Consider the following 13,730-nt stretch of genomic DNA (forward strand, 5'->3'; position numbering starts at 1 on the left):
GGCGCAACCCGGCGGTGCGTCACGAAATTCGGATTCGTCTCACGGCGCAACGGGCCAAAGTGGTGCAGAATCCACGGCACGGTACGGCTCTGCGTACCCGCCTCGCGCATGCTCCGTGCGACGTCATCGTCGCATGCCGTCTCCATTCCCGCCGCAGGAATACATGCCATGAATGCCGCCAGTTCCGCCACGAACCCCCCCGACGCCGCCGGCCCCGGCCGCGCCGCCGTCCACCAGGCACCCGCCGACGTGCTTGCCGCGCTGTGGAGCGCCGCCGCCATGCCGCCCGAAGCGCTGTCCCATGTCACGCTGACCGGCCAGGATCCCATTCTGCCGTCCAGTTTCGCCATCGGCACCGCCGCGCAGGCCAGCCTGGGCGCGTCGGCGCTGGCGGCGGCCGCGATCTGGGCCCACCGCACCGGCCGCTGGCAGGATGTGTCGGTCGATATGCGCCATGCGCTGGCGGAGTTCCGTAGCGAACGCTACCTGCGTGTCAACGGCGGGCCGGCGCCCGAGCTCTGGGACAAGATCGCCGGCCTGTATCCGGCGGGGGACGGCCGATGGGTGCGCCTGCATACGAATTTTCCCCACCATCGCGACGGCGTTCTGAAAATACTCAAATGCGCGTATGACAAGGACGCCGTACGGGCGGCGCTGTCGGGGTGGAAGGCCGAGGATTTCGAGACGGTCGCATCGGACGCCGGCATGGTCGTGTCGGCCATGCGCTCGCTCGACGAATGGCTGCGGCATCCGCAGGCCCAGGCACTGCAGGGGCTGCCGCCGGTGATCATCGAAAAGATCGGCGATGCGCCGCCGGAACCGCTGCCAGCGTTCGGGCCCCATGCCGAGATCAATGTCGATGCACGGCCGTTGAGCGGTGTCCGGGTGCTGGACTTCACGCGCATCATCGCGGGGCCGGTCGCTGGCCGCACGCTGGCCGCGCATGGGGCCGACGTGCTGCTGGTGACGGCCGCGCACCTGCCGTCGATGCCCTCGCTGGTGATCGATACGGGCCGGGGCAAACGGTCATGCCAGCTTGACCTGCGCGATGCCGACGACAAGCGCACGCTGCACAAGCTGTTCCACGGTGCCGATGTGGTGGTGCAGGGCTACCGTCCCAACGGACTGGCGGAACTGGGCGCCGGACCCGAGGCGGCGGCGCGGGCCCGCCCTGGCATCGTCTACGTGTCGCTGTCCGCCTACGGCCATGTGGGGCCATGGTCGGGCAAGCGGGGCTTCGATTCGCTGGTGCAGACCGCCACCGGCATCAATACCGACGAAGCGCAGGCGGCCGGCAGCGCGGAGCCAAAGCCGCTGCCGGCGCAGGTGCTGGACCACGCCTCAGGCTATCTGCTGGCGTTCGGCGCAATGGTGGCGCTGCATCGGCGCGCGGTGGAAGGGGGCAGCTGGCACGTGCGCGTATCGCTGGCGCAGGTGGGGCAGTGGCTGCGCAGCCTCGGGCGCGTGCCGGGTGGCGCGGCGGTGCCGGACCAGCATATCGACGAAATTTCCGATCTGCTCGAAGTGGAAGAGTCGGGCTTCGGCGAACTGACCGTGGTGCGCCACGCGGCGCACCTGTCGGAGACGCCCGCCCACTGGGCGTTGCCGTCGGTGCCGCTGGGCACGCACGCGGCGGCGTGGCTCCCGCGTTAATCGCCCGGCGGGCCGGGGCCTAATACAGCGTGGTGCGTACGCGGTCGGGCAGATCGCGGTCGTAGGCGGCGCCATCGATCGCGTTCTGGCTCAGCGTGGCCAGCATGGTGCCGGTGCTGGGCAGCGCCTCGCGTGGCACCTGCGCCTCGGCCAGCCACAGGCGCGAGCGCAGCAGGGCGCGCGCGCACTGAAAGAATACTGAGTGGATGCGGATCACCAGTACCGTGGTGGGCGCCTTGTCCTGCATCATGCAGCGGGCGATCAGGTCCGGGTCCGTCGAAACGGTAGCGGTGCCGCTGATGCGTAGCGTTTCATTGACGCCGGGCACCAGGAACAGCAGCCCCACGCGCGGGTCGGCCAGGATATTACGCAGACTGTCGATGCGATTGTTGCCGCGCCGGTCGGGCAGCAGCAGCGTGCGGTCGTCCAGCACCTGCACGAAACCGGGCGCATCGCCGCGCGGCGAGCAGTCGCCGCCCTGTTTGTTCATCGTGGAAAGCAGGCAGAACGGCGAGGCTTCGACGAACGCGCGATAGTGCGGATGCAGGTAGTCGACTTCCTTGGCCAACGAGGCGGCGCCGGGCTCGGCGTAGAGCGCCTCGAGGTCGGCCAGCGTAGTGATGTCGTGCGATGGCATGGGACAGCTCGCGAAGGGTGGGCGTGGAGAGGAAGGCGCCAGTATGACGCACATCCCCCAAGGTTCGATGGTCTGTGCGGTCAGATGCTGACTGTGCCGCGACCCAGTTCGATCACGCGGCCGCCCACGCGGATTGTGCCTTCGGCGGTCACGGCAAGGTCCAGCCGGCATCGTCGATCGACGAATTCACCCTGATCGACTTCATAGCGGGCCGGCAGCGCATGACCGGTGGCCACCAGCCAGCCCCCCAGGTTCGCACATGCCGAGCCGGTACCCGGATCTTCCGCCACGCCCCCGCCCTGCTTGGTGAAGAAATAGCGCACCAGCACCTTGCCCGGCTGTTCGGGATCGAAGGCAAACACGTAGGCAGTCTTGCGGCCCAGGCTGCTTTGCGGCCAGCGGTCCAGGCGGCTGCTGTCGGGCTGGGCGCGGCGCACGGCGTCGGGCGTCTTCAGCGGCACCAACAGCTGGTCGGCGCCCGTATCGACCCAGATCGGCGCGCCGGCCAGGTCGTCGGCCTGCAGGCCCAGCAGCGATGCCATCTCGGCATCGGGCAGGCCGGCCGGCGCCGTCCTGGGCGCCCCCTGGTGCGGGGCGGTCAGCGTCCAGCGGTCCGCCACGGCGGTCACGGGAACGACTCCGGCCTTGAACTCCAGCGACAGCGCGTTGCCGGTCTGGGCCAGATCGCGCACCACGTGGGCGGTGCCCAGCGTGGGATGGCCGGCAAAGCGCATCTCGTAGCCGGGCGTAAAGATGCGGACGGCCGCGTTGGCCTTGTCGGACGGCAGGACGAACGTCGTCTCGGACAGGTTGAACTGCAGGGCCAGGGCCTGCATGGTGGCATCGTCCATGCCGCGCGCATCCTCGAACACACACAGGGGATTGCCGCCAAAAGTGGATTCGGCAAAGACATTGACGATTCGGTATGCGTAGGTGGCCATGGGCGTTTCGCGGGCGTGGATGGGAAACCACATAGTGTAGGGAAGCGATGCGCCGAAGCCATGCACAGTTTCATGCAAGTGCAACGGAACAGTTGCGCTTGGCATCCGCTTCGCACTTTAAGCGGAATGCGATTGGCGAGAGCAGGCGGGGCGCCAAGAATTGAGGTTTTTTGGTTGCTCGCCATGCTGGAACTCAACAACTACGAAACGCTCGTCGCGGCATCGCTGGTGCTGCTGGTCGGACGCAAGCTGCTGCACGTCACAACGCCGCTACGCACCTTCAACATTCCCGAGCCGGTCGTGGGCGGACTGGTCGTGGCGCTATGCCTGGCCCTGGCCCGCTTTACCGCGGACGTGCAGGTGAAGTTCGACACCACCGCGCAGACGCCGCTGATGCTCGCCTTCTTTGCCACGCTTGGCCTGAGCGCCAATCTTGCCAGCCTGAAGCAGGGCGGCAAGTCGATCGGCATCTTCCTGGTCGCGGTGGCGGGCTTGCTGGTGATCCAGGACGCGATCGGCGTCGGGCTGGCCAGCGCGCTGGGCCTGCATCCGGCCACCGGCCTGCTGGCCGGGTCGATCGCGCTGTCGGGCGGTCACGGCACCAGCGCGGCCTGGGGCAAGACGTTTGTCGAGCAGTTCGGCATGTCGTACGCCATGGAGCTTGGCGTGGCGTGCGCCACGTTCGGCCTGGTGCTGGGCGGCCTGATTGGCGGCCCGGTGGCGCGCTACCTGCTGCGCAATGTGACCAAGCCGGGCGTGGGTGCCGGCGATGACCGCGTGCTCAACTTCGAGAATCCCCAGGCGGTGCGGCCGATCACGGCATCGGCGCTGATCGAGACCCTGGCGCTGATCCTGGTCTGCCTGACCGCGGGGCAGGCGCTGGGCGACGTGTTCAAGGGCAGCTGGCTGGAACTGCCGACCTTTGTCTGGGTGCTGTTCGTCGGGGTGCTGCTGCGCAACGGGCTCGCGCTGCTGGGCTGGTACACGGTCTTCGATCGCGCGCTGTCGGTGCTGGGCAACGTGAGCCTGTCGATGTTCCTGGCGATGGCGCTGATGAGCCTGCGCTTGTGGGAGCTGGCCTCGCTGGCGCTGCCGATGCTGCTGATCCTGCTGGTGCAGACCGGCGCCATGGCCGCCTATGCGATCTTCGTTACCTTCCGGGTCATGGGCCGCAACTACGATGCCGCCGTGCTGGCCGCCGGCCATTGCGGCTTCGGCCTCGGGGCCACGCCCACGGCCATCGCCAACATGCAGGCCATCACGGACCGCTACGGCCCGTCGCACCTGGCCTTCCTGATTGTGCCGATGGTAGGTGCCTTCTTCATCGATATCGTCAACGCCGTGGTCATCAAGCTGTTCCTGAGCCTGCCGATCTACTGACGCCGCACGGATACCGCTGCGGCATAAAAAAGGCGCCACGGATGGTTCCGTGGCGCCTCGCAGGACATCCACTACGGTGTTACCCACTGCGGTACTACGATATCGATACGTCCAGTGGTGTTGCGTCAGAAGCCCACGGCCTGGCCGTCGCGGCGGCTGTCGCTGGCGGCCACGTAGCCTTGCTCGGCGTCTTCCGACAGGCGCCAGATGAACTGGCCCGAGCCGAAGTCCATATACGGGTCTTCCACCGACTTGAGCTTGTGGCCGCGGTCCTTCAGGCCGGCCACGGTGTTCGGGTCCATGGTGCCTTCAACGTCCAGCGTGAAGTCGCGGTTGACCTTCCAGCGCGGCGCGCAGCAAGCGGCCTGCGGCTGCTGGTTGTAGTCGAGCATGCGCACGACGGTCTGCAAATGGCCCTGGGGCTGCATGTCGCCGCCCATCACGCCGAAGCTCATCACGGGCTGGCCGTCCTTGGTCAGGAACGCCGGGATGATCGTGTGGAACGGGCGCTTGCCGCCTTCCACCACATTGGCCGACTTGGGGTCCATCGAGAAGCCCACGCCACGATTTTGCAGGCTGATACCGGTGCCCGGTACCACCACGCCCGACCCGAAGCCCATGTAGTTCGACTGGATGAACGAGATCATCATGCCGTTCTCGTCGGCGGCGGTCAGGTAGATCGTGCCGCCCGTGCGCGGCATGCCGAAGTTGAAATGCGTGGCACGCTGCATGTCGATCAGCTTGGCGCGCGACTTCAGGTATGCATCGTCCAGCATCTGTTCGGGGGTGACCTCCATGCTGCGCGGGTCGGCCACATAGCGGTACAGATCGGCAAAGGCCAGCTTCATCGCCTCGATCTGCAGGTGCTGCGAATCGACCGAATCCACGGGCAGCGCGCCCAGGTCGAACTGGTCCAGGATGCCCAGCGCCATCAGCGCGGCAATGCCCTGGCCATTGGGCGGAATCTCATGGACGTCGTAGCCGCGATACGACTTGCTGATCGGCTTGACCCATTCGGGGCGATAGTTCCGCAGGTCGTCCAGCGTCATCGCGGCGCCGCATTCCTTGCTGAACGCGGCGATCTTCTCGGCGATCTCGCCTTCGTAGTAGGCGCGGCCCTTTGTGGCGCCGATCTTGCGCAGCGTCTCGGCGGCATTCCTGAACACGAACTTTTCGCCCACGTGCGGCGCGCGGCCGTTGGGCATGAACGTGTCGGCAAAGCCGGGCTGGCTCTTGAGGTCCGGTACGGCGGCGGCCCACTTGTGCGCCACCACCGGCGGCACGGCGTAGCCGCGTTCGGCGATCTCGATGGCGGGCTCCATGAGGTCCTCGAACGGCAGCTTGCCGAATCGCTCGTGCAGCGCGGCCCAGCCGGCGATCACGCCGGGCACGGTCACCGAATCCCAGCCGCGGATCGGCCGGTTGGCCAGTCCGTTGCCGTCCACCCCGTACTTGTTCTTGAAGTATTCGGGGCTCCAGGCCTTCGGGGCCACGCCCGACGCGTTCAGGCCATGCAGTTCCTTGCCATCCCAGAGGATCGCAAAGGCATCGCTGCCCAGCCCGCACGACACCGGCTCCACCAGCGTGATGGCTGCGGCAGCGGCGATGGCGGCATCCACGGCATTGCCGCCCTTGAGCAGCATGCGCAGGCCGGCCTGTGCGGCCAGCGGGTGCGAGGTCGATACCACGTTGCGCGCGAACAGCGGAATGCGCACGGTGGGATAGGGATTGGTCCAGTTGAAGTTCTGCATGGTGTCTCTCTTTGCTGCCTGGTTGTCGTGCTCGGCAGGGCGACGCCATTGTCGCCCGCTTGTCCTGCTTGTGCTTAGTCGACCTGGATCTTGCGATCCTTGATCAGCTTGCCCCAGCGTGCGCTGTCCTTCTTCACCATCGCGGCGAACTGGGCCGGCGTGCCGCCAATCGGTTCGGCGCCCAGCTTGGCCAGACGGTCCTTGACGTCCTGCGACTGAATGGCCTTGTTGAACTCGGCATTCAGGCGGCTGACGATCTCGGGCGGCAGGCCCTTGGGACCATAGATGCCGAACCAGGTATCCGATTCAAAGCCCGGCAGGCCCGATTCGCTGACGGTAGGCAGGTCCGGCGCCAACGGCGAACGTTTCAGGCTGGTCACGGCCAGTGCCTTGAGCTTGCCGTCCTTCACGTGCGGCATGCCGGACACGATGCTGTCGAACAGCACCTGCACCTTGTTCGAGATCAGGTCGGGCACGGCCAGCGCGGTGCCGCGATACGGGATGTGCGTGATGAACACGCCGGCCTGCGCCTTGAAGGCCTCGGCGGTCAGGTGGACCACGGTGCCATTGCCGCTCGACGCATAGTTCAGCTCGCCCGGATGCTTCCTGGCGTAGTCGATCAGTTCCTTGACGTTCTTGACCGGCAGCTGGTTGGGCACCACCAGCACGTTGGTGGCGGTGGCCACCTGGCCAATCGGCGTGAAGTCCGTTTCGGTGTTGTACGGCAGGTGCGTATTGATGTACGGCCCGATCGAATGTGTGCTGGTGGTGGCGATCAGGATCGTGTAGCCGTCCGGCGCGGCCTTGGCGGCCATGTCAGAACCGATGGCGCCGCCGGCGCCGGGCCGGTTGTCGACCACGATCTGCTGGCCCAGGTTCTGGCCTACCTTCTGGGCGATGGCGCGTGCCAGCAGGTCAGTGGCACCGCTGGCCGGAAACGGCACGATTAGGCGGATCGGCTTGCTGGGAAAGGTGTCGGCATGCGACGGGGCGGCAGCAAGGGTCAGGCTCGTGGCAAGGCCGATGCCAAAATGGCGTAGCCAGGATTTCATGTGTTGCGTCTCCGGGACGGATGGGTGCGACGTGGAACTGCGGCAGGAAAACACAAATTATTCCGCGCCCGCCTCCACAATGAAAGTTAATATTCCTTGCTTGATTGACAAGAAATTCTTGAGGATGGCCGCCCTCCGGCGCGCGCCCCGAAAGATGCACCAGCAATGAGCACGATCCGCTTTCTGAGAACCTTCGTCGCCGTGGCCGAACACGGGTCGTTTGCCGCCGCCGCCGGCCAGGTGGCGGTGACGCAGGCGGCAGTCAGCCTCCAGATGCGGTCGCTGGAGGAAGAGTTGCGTCGCGCCCTGTTCGACCGCAGCGGCCGGGTGGCCGTGCTCAATGCCGATGGCCGGGCGCTGCTGCCCCAGGCGCGCCGGCTGCTGGCGCTCTACGACGACATGCGCGTGCCGCTGGCCGACACCGAGGCGATGGCCGGGGCGGTGGCGGTGGGCGCGGTGGTTTCCGTAATGGGCGGGCTGTCGCACGTGGTGGCGCAGATGAAGCGGACCTATCCGGCGCTCGATGTCAGGCTGATCGGCGCCAAGTCGTTCGAACTGGCGGCCATGGTGGAAAGCGGAGAGCTCGACGCCGCCTTTGTGGTGGAGGGCTCGGCACGCCTGGCCGGCACGCTGCACTGGACCCCGCTGTATGACGAACCGCTTGTGGCGATTGCGGCACGTGGCAGTCAGGGCGACGATGCACGGCAAGCACTCGCTGCCAACCCGTTCCTGCGCTTCGACCGTAGCCAGCGCACCGGCGCGCTGGTGGAACGCGCGTTGCGCCGCGCCCACCTTCGCACCAACGAATATCTGGAACTGAACTCGATCGAGGCGCTGGTGGAACTGGTCCGGCAGGAAGTGGGCGTGACAGTGGTGCCGCTGCTCAAGCGTGCCCGCTGGCGCGACGACCGCGCGCTGCGCATCCTGCCGTTGCGGGCCGGCGGCGATCCCACCGTGCGCACCATCGGCATGCTGGAGCGGCGCGATCACGGCCGCGTGCACGTCACCGAGGCCATCCGCACCGCCTGCGCAGCCCTGTTCGGCGACTGAGGGCCGGGCGCCAGCGCCCCAAGGAACGCCAAAGAAAGGCGGGAAAGACCCCGGCAGGAAAGACCCGCCAAAAGACAAAGGGCGCCACAGGGGCGCCCTTGTTTCATGCAGCGAGGGGAAACGTCCTTACTCTTCCTGGAACGCTTCTTCGCGCTTCGCCTTGATCGACGGCATGGCCACGATCGCCACCAGGACCGCCGCGGCGATCAGCAGGCCCAGCGACAGCGGACGCGTCACGAACACGCTGAAGTCACCACGCGACAGCAGCAACGAGCGGCGGAAGTTTTCTTCCATCATCGGTCCCAGCACGAAGCCCAGCAGCAGCGGTGCCGGTTCGCAGCGCAGCTTGATGAACAGGTAGCCGATGATGCCGAAGGCCGCGGTCTGGAACACGTCGAACGTGGTGTTCTGGACCGAGTACACGCCGATGCAGCAGAACGTCAGGATGGCCGGGTACAGGTAACGGTACGGCACCTTCAGCAGCTTCACCCAGATACCGATCATCGGCAGGTTCAGGACGATCAGGATCAGGTTGCCCAGCCACATCGACGCGATCAGGCCCCAGAACAGCGCCGGGTTGCTGGTCATGACCTGCGGGCCCGGCTGGATGTTGTGGATCGTCATCGCACCCACCATCAGCGCCATCACGGCGTTCGGCGGGATACCCAGCGTCAGCAGCGGGATGAATGACGTCTGTGCCGCGGCGTTGTTGGCCGATTCCGGACCTGCCACGCCTTCGATGGCGCCCTTGCCGAATTCGTGTGCGTACTTCGAGGTCTTCTTTTCCAGCGAGTAGGCTGCAAACGAAGCCAGTGCCGCACCGCCACCCGGCAGGATACCCAGCGCCGAACCCAGGGCCGTGCCACGCAGCACGGCAGGGATCATGCGCTTGAAGTCTTCCTTGGTCGGGAACAGGTTGGTCACGTGATCGGTGAAGGTCTCGCGGGCTTCCTTCTGTTCCAGGTTCGCGATGATTTCCGCGAAGCCGAACACACCCATGGCCACCGACACGAAGTTCAGGCCGTCGGTCAGCTCGGGCACGTCGAACGAGAAGCGCGCCGCGCCCGAGTTCACGTCCGTCCCGACCAGGCCCAGCAGCAGGCCCAGCACGATCATCGAAATCGCCTTGACCAGCGAGCCCGACGCCAGCACCACGGCACCGATCAGGCCCAGCACCATCAGCGAGAAGTACTCGGCGGGGCCGAACTTGAACGCCAGTTCCGACAGCGGCGCCGCGAAAGCCGCCAGGATCAGCGTGGCCACGCAGCCGGCGAAGAACGAACCGATACCGGCTGTGGCCAGCGCCACGCCGGCGCGGCCGCGCCGTGCCATCTGGTAGCCATCGATGGTGGTCACCACCGACGACGATTCACCGGGCAGGTTGACCAGGATGGCGGTGGTCGAGCCGCCGTACTGGGCACCGTAGTAGATACCGGCCAGCATGATCAGCGCGGCCACCGGGGGCAGCGTGTAGGTCACGGGCAGCAGCATCGCGATGGTGGCCAGCGGGCCCAGGCCCGGCAGCACGCCGATCAGCGTCCCGAGCACGCAGCCCAGGAACGCGTAGGCGATGTTCTGGAAGGACAGGGCGGTCGAGAAGCCCAGTCCGAGGTTGGCTAACAGTTCCATGAGGGCGGGCTCCTTAGCTTGCCAGGAAAGCCGGCCACACCGGCATCTGCAGGTTGATGCCGTACACGAACGCGCCCATGCTGATCAGCACCAGCACGATCGCGTTGAGGACAGCACCCTTCCAGCTGAATTCATGACTGGCCATCGAGGAGACCAGCACCAGTACCACCACGGACAGCACCATGCCCAGCGGCTTGAGCAGCAGGCCGAACAGCACCACCGAGCCCAGGATCCACAGCAGGATCTTCAGGTCCCAGCGCGCCAGTTGATCTTCTTCCATCCTGGAAGACAGCGAGCCCCACAGTACCAGCGCGCCCAGCAGGGCGAGCACGATGCCGAGCCAGAACGGGAAGTATCCCGGTCCCATCTTGGCGGCTGTTCCCATGGAATAGCCACGGGCGACGAAGGAAAAGCCCAATCCGACCAGGATGAACATCAGGCCGGAGGCAAAGTCCTTTTGGCTACGTATGCGCAAAATGATTCTCCTCGATATGACACAGCTTTGACTGCTTGAAAAACGTCGCGACAAGGGCTACCCCGATCGCGGCAGGGTGGAAGGTAAAAGCGCATCCTTTCAGCTACCTTTCATATGTCTGCATAAAGTGGCAACCTCAGGGTATGTCCCTACGCAGACGTCTGAAAGCGTTCGGTAAGTCGTTGACGACGCAAGGAAAAGTGCAGGGAATATGCCGATGGAGGGCGCAGGCGAGGGGTGCTGCGCCGGACGGAAACGGACAGACTGGCGGGGCGCGGCGACCTATGATCGAAAGCTGGATTGAGAGCTTTCGCATGGCCTGACATCCCCCCAAAAATAACGACGACAGGAGGCCCGCTTGGAAGCCATCGACCATGCCATCCTGATCGGCGCCCTGGTGATGACGCTGGGCATCCTGCTCGGGGTGTTCTCGGCCCGTTTCGGGGTGCCGTTCCTGCTGGTGTTCCTGGGTGTGGGCATGGCCGCCGGGGTGGACGGCCCGGGCGGCATCCGGTTTTCCAATACCTGGCTCAGCTTCCTGGTCGGCAATATCGCGCTGGCCGTGATCCTGCTCGACGGCGGGCTGCGCACGCGCTTTGCCACGTTCCGCGTGGCGCTGAAGCCGTCGCTGTCGCTGGCCACGGTGGGCGTGGTGCTGACCGCCGTGCTGGTGGGATTGTTTGCAACATGGATGCTGGGAATCGACTGGAAGCTCGGGCTGCTGCTGGGCGCCATCGTCGGGTCCACCGACGCGGCCGCGGTGTTCTCGCTGCTCAACAGCAGCGGCATCCGGCTCAAGGACCGCGTGGCCAGCGTGCTCGAGATCGAATCGGGCATCAACGACCCGATGGCCATCTTCCTGACCCTGACCCTGATCGAATGGATCACCGCGCCGCAGGGCCTGTCGCCCGGCGCGCTGGGCCTGCGGCTGCTGGTGCAGTTCGGGGTGGGCGGCCTGCTGGGCGGCGGGCTGGGCTATTGCATGGCCAATGTCATGGAGCGCGTCAATGTGGCCGAGGGATTGCAGGCCATCCTGATCTGCTCCGGCGGCTGCATGATCTGGGCCATCGTCCAGTCATTCGGCGGCAGCGGCTTTCTGGCCGTCTATCTGGTCGGGATGATGGTCGGCAACCGCGACCGCGCCGTCAGCGAGGACGTCCTGCGTGCCATGGACGGCATGGCCTGGCTGGCGCAATCGGCCATGTTCCTGTTGCTGGGTTTGCTGGTGACACCGCACCGGATCTGGGATATCGCCGTGCCGGCCCTGGCGCTGGCTGCCTTCCTGATGTGCGTGGCGCGGCCCGTGGCGGTTTTTGTCTCGCTGCTGCCATTCCGGTTCAGTCCGCGCGAGAAGGGTTTCCTGGCCTGGATCGGCCTGCGCGGCGCGGTGCCGATCGTGCTGTCACTGTTCCCGCTGCTGCAGGGCATGGAGGACGCCGGGCTGCTGTTCCGGGTGGCGTTTGCCGTGGTGCTGGCCAGCCTGCTGTGCCAGGGCACCACGGTGGCGCTGGCGGCGCGGCTGGCGCGTGTGCTGCGGCCGGCCTATGACGAACCGTTGTCGCGCGAGCGCCTGCGCGGCGTGCGCGCGCCGGGCATGGAAATCATGCAGTTCGTGGTGGCCCCCAATTCGTCGATGGAAGACCTGCGCGCGGACCAGATCGAACTGCCGTCACGCAGCCGGCTGATGACGGTGGCCCGCGAAGGCGCGCTGGTGCCGCTGGACCAGGTGGTGCTGCGCGCGGGCGATATCGTGTCGATCCTGGCGCCTGGCCCGGCCATGCCGCGCCTGTCGCGCCTGTTCCTGAAGCCCGCCATGCCGCCGTCGTGGGATCAGGTGGCCCATGATTTCCTGCTGGACGGCCAGGCCCGTCTGGCCGACGTGGCGGCACTCTACGCCACGCGGCCGCTGCAGGCGGCCCAACAGGAACAGACGCTGGAGGAAGGCATGCTGGCGGTGTTTCCGTCGCCGCCGGTGGAGGGCGATGCGGTGGAGATCGCCGGTTTGCGGCTGACCGTGACGCGTATGGAGGGGCCGCGCATCACACAGGTAGGGTTGCTGCTGCCGCGCAATGCGGCCGAAGACGCCAGGGACGGCAAGGGCCGCCTCTGGCGCATGCGCGACAAGGCGCGCGGATCGCTCAGTCGACCTTCGCGCCGGAAACCTTGACCACCTGGCCGTACTTCTTCAGTTCACGCTGGATCAGCGCGCCGAACTGCTCGGGCGTGGTGGGCGCCGGCTGGGCACCGATGCGGGCCAGCCGCGCCTTCATGTCGTCGGTCTTCAGGATGGCGACGATGTCGTGATTGAGGCGGTCCACGATATCGCGTGGGGTGCCCGCCGGCGCCAGGACCCCAAACCACGTGGAGATGTCGAAGCCTTCCAGCCCAAGCCCCTTGCCGGCTTCGGCAATGGTCGGCAGCTCCGGGAACGACGCGGCGCGGCTGGCCGTGGTCACGGCGAAGGCCTTGAGCTTGCCGGCCTTGATGTTGGCCGATGCCGACGCGAGATTGTCGAAGATCAGGTCGGTCTGGCCCGACAGCACCGACAACTGCGCGGGCGATGCCCCGTTGTACGGAATGTGGACCATGCTGACGTGCGCCATGCTCTTGAACAGCTCACCCGACAGGTGGCCGGCGCTGCCATTGCCGCCCGACGCGTAGTCGAGCTTGCCCGGGTAGTTGCGCGCGTATTCCACCAGGTCGCGCACGTTGTTGATATGCAGTTCGGCGGCCTTGCCCGGGTGCATCACCAGCACGTTCGGCACATCGGCCACCAGCGTGACCGGGGCAAAATCCTTGACCGGGTCGTACGGCATCTTCGTGAACAGCGTGGGGTTGATCGCGTGCGTGGCCACGGCGCCCATCACGATCGTGTAGCCGTCGGCCGGCTGCTTGGCCACGTAGTCGGCCCCCAGGTTGCCGCCGGCGCCGGGTTTGTTTTCCACAACCACGGGCTGGCCCAGGCTGTCGCGCAGCTTCTCGCCGATGGCGCGTGCCACGGTGTCCAGCGGGCCGCCGGCCGGGTAGGGCACCACGAAGCGGATCGGCTTGGTCGGCCAGTTGGCCGGGGCGGCGTGGGCCGGGACGGCCAGCGCCGTGGTGACGGCCAGCGCGGCCGTGAGCAGGGTCTTCAGCATGTCAAACGTGGAAAAGGATGGGAAT

Annotated in this window: 11 protein-coding genes; 4 read left to right on the plus strand and 7 right to left on the minus strand. The window is 66.5% G+C overall.

The window, feature by feature from the left end:
- Positions 1-168 precede the first annotated feature (168 nt).
- Positions 169-1,653, plus strand: coding sequence for a CoA transferase (locus AC3G88_RS02225; protein WP_488770584.1), 1,485 nt, complete (start codon positions 169-171; stop codon positions 1,651-1,653).
- A gap of 19 nt (positions 1,654-1,672) precedes the next feature.
- Here the strand turns inward: AC3G88_RS02225 and AC3G88_RS02230 are convergent, their stop codons facing one another.
- Entirely contained in the window at positions 1,673-2,290 is a 618-nt protein-coding gene (locus AC3G88_RS02230; RefSeq protein WP_488770583.1) for a pyridoxamine 5'-phosphate oxidase family protein, read from the minus strand.
- Between the two features lie 80 nt (positions 2,291-2,370).
- Positions 2,371-3,231 (minus strand): PhzF family phenazine biosynthesis protein, encoded by an 861-nt coding sequence (locus AC3G88_RS02235; RefSeq protein WP_488770582.1) that lies wholly within the window; start codon positions 3,229-3,231, stop codon positions 2,371-2,373.
- 183 nt (positions 3,232-3,414) lie between these two features.
- Here AC3G88_RS02235 and gltS point away from each other — a divergent pair, with 183 nt between their 5' ends.
- Positions 3,415-4,611, plus strand: a complete 1,197-nt coding sequence (gltS, locus tag AC3G88_RS02240) for a sodium/glutamate symporter (RefSeq protein WP_488893098.1) — start codon at positions 3,415-3,417, stop codon at positions 4,609-4,611.
- Between the two features lie 125 nt (positions 4,612-4,736).
- Here the strand turns inward: gltS and ggt are convergent, their stop codons facing one another.
- Together ggt and AC3G88_RS02250 are read right to left on the minus strand one after the other, a co-directional pair.
- Positions 4,737-6,362, minus strand: coding sequence for a gamma-glutamyltransferase (gene ggt / locus AC3G88_RS02245; protein WP_488770580.1), 1,626 nt, complete (start codon positions 6,360-6,362; stop codon positions 4,737-4,739).
- Between the two features lie 74 nt (positions 6,363-6,436).
- Positions 6,437-7,414, minus strand: coding sequence for a Bug family tripartite tricarboxylate transporter substrate binding protein (locus AC3G88_RS02250; protein ID WP_488770579.1), 978 nt, complete (start codon positions 7,412-7,414; stop codon positions 6,437-6,439).
- 165 nt (positions 7,415-7,579) lie between these two features.
- Here AC3G88_RS02250 and AC3G88_RS02255 point away from each other — a divergent pair, with 165 nt between their 5' ends.
- Positions 7,580-8,464, plus strand: coding sequence for a LysR family transcriptional regulator (locus tag AC3G88_RS02255; protein WP_488770578.1), 885 nt, complete (start codon positions 7,580-7,582; stop codon positions 8,462-8,464).
- A 126-nt stretch (positions 8,465-8,590) separates the two neighbouring features.
- Here the strand turns inward: AC3G88_RS02255 and AC3G88_RS02260 are convergent, their stop codons facing one another.
- Positions 8,591-10,093 (minus strand): tripartite tricarboxylate transporter permease, encoded by a 1,503-nt coding sequence (locus AC3G88_RS02260; RefSeq protein WP_153945569.1) that lies wholly within the window; start codon positions 10,091-10,093, stop codon positions 8,591-8,593.
- Between the two features lie 13 nt (positions 10,094-10,106).
- A complete protein-coding gene (locus tag AC3G88_RS02265) occupies positions 10,107-10,568 on the minus strand; it encodes a tripartite tricarboxylate transporter TctB family protein (protein WP_153945568.1) in 462 nt (153 codons plus the stop codon).
- 358 nt (positions 10,569-10,926) lie between these two features.
- Between AC3G88_RS02265 and AC3G88_RS02270 the strand changes: the two genes are divergently transcribed.
- Complete coding sequence (locus AC3G88_RS02270; protein WP_488770577.1) at positions 10,927-12,735, plus strand: potassium/proton antiporter; 1,809 nt, start codon at positions 10,927-10,929, stop codon at positions 12,733-12,735.
- Here AC3G88_RS02270 and AC3G88_RS02275 read toward each other — a convergent pair.
- Entirely contained in the window at positions 12,707-13,705 is a 999-nt protein-coding gene (locus AC3G88_RS02275) for a Bug family tripartite tricarboxylate transporter substrate binding protein (RefSeq protein WP_488770576.1), read from the minus strand. The genes AC3G88_RS02270 and AC3G88_RS02275 overlap by 29 nt on opposite strands.
- Positions 13,706-13,730 lie beyond the last annotated feature (25 nt).

This window comes from Cupriavidus sp. 86D6 (assembly GCF_057815095.1).

Bases quoted from the DNA above. Each gene is read 5' to 3' on its own strand.
- AC3G88_RS02225 (WP_488770584.1), top strand. From the start codon at position 169: ATGAATGCCGCCAGTTCCGCCACGAACCCCCCCGACGCCGCCGGCCCC.
- AC3G88_RS02230 (WP_488770583.1), bottom strand. From the start codon at position 2,290: ATGCCATCGCACGACATCACTACGCTGGCCGACCTCGAGGCGCTCTAC.
- AC3G88_RS02235 (WP_488770582.1), bottom strand. From the start codon at position 3,231: ATGGCCACCTACGCATACCGAATCGTCAATGTCTTTGCCGAATCCACT.
- gltS (WP_488893098.1), top strand. From the start codon at position 3,415: ATGCTGGAACTCAACAACTACGAAACGCTCGTCGCGGCATCGCTGGTG.
- ggt (WP_488770580.1), bottom strand. From the start codon at position 6,362: ATGCAGAACTTCAACTGGACCAATCCCTATCCCACCGTGCGCATTCCG.
- AC3G88_RS02250 (WP_488770579.1), bottom strand. From the start codon at position 7,414: ATGAAATCCTGGCTACGCCATTTTGGCATCGGCCTTGCCACGAGCCTG.
- AC3G88_RS02255 (WP_488770578.1), top strand. From the start codon at position 7,580: ATGAGCACGATCCGCTTTCTGAGAACCTTCGTCGCCGTGGCCGAACAC.
- AC3G88_RS02260 (WP_153945569.1), bottom strand. From the start codon at position 10,093: ATGGAACTGTTAGCCAACCTCGGACTGGGCTTCTCGACCGCCCTGTCC.
- AC3G88_RS02275 (WP_488770576.1), bottom strand. From the start codon at position 13,705: ATGCTGAAGACCCTGCTCACGGCCGCGCTGGCCGTCACCACGGCGCTG.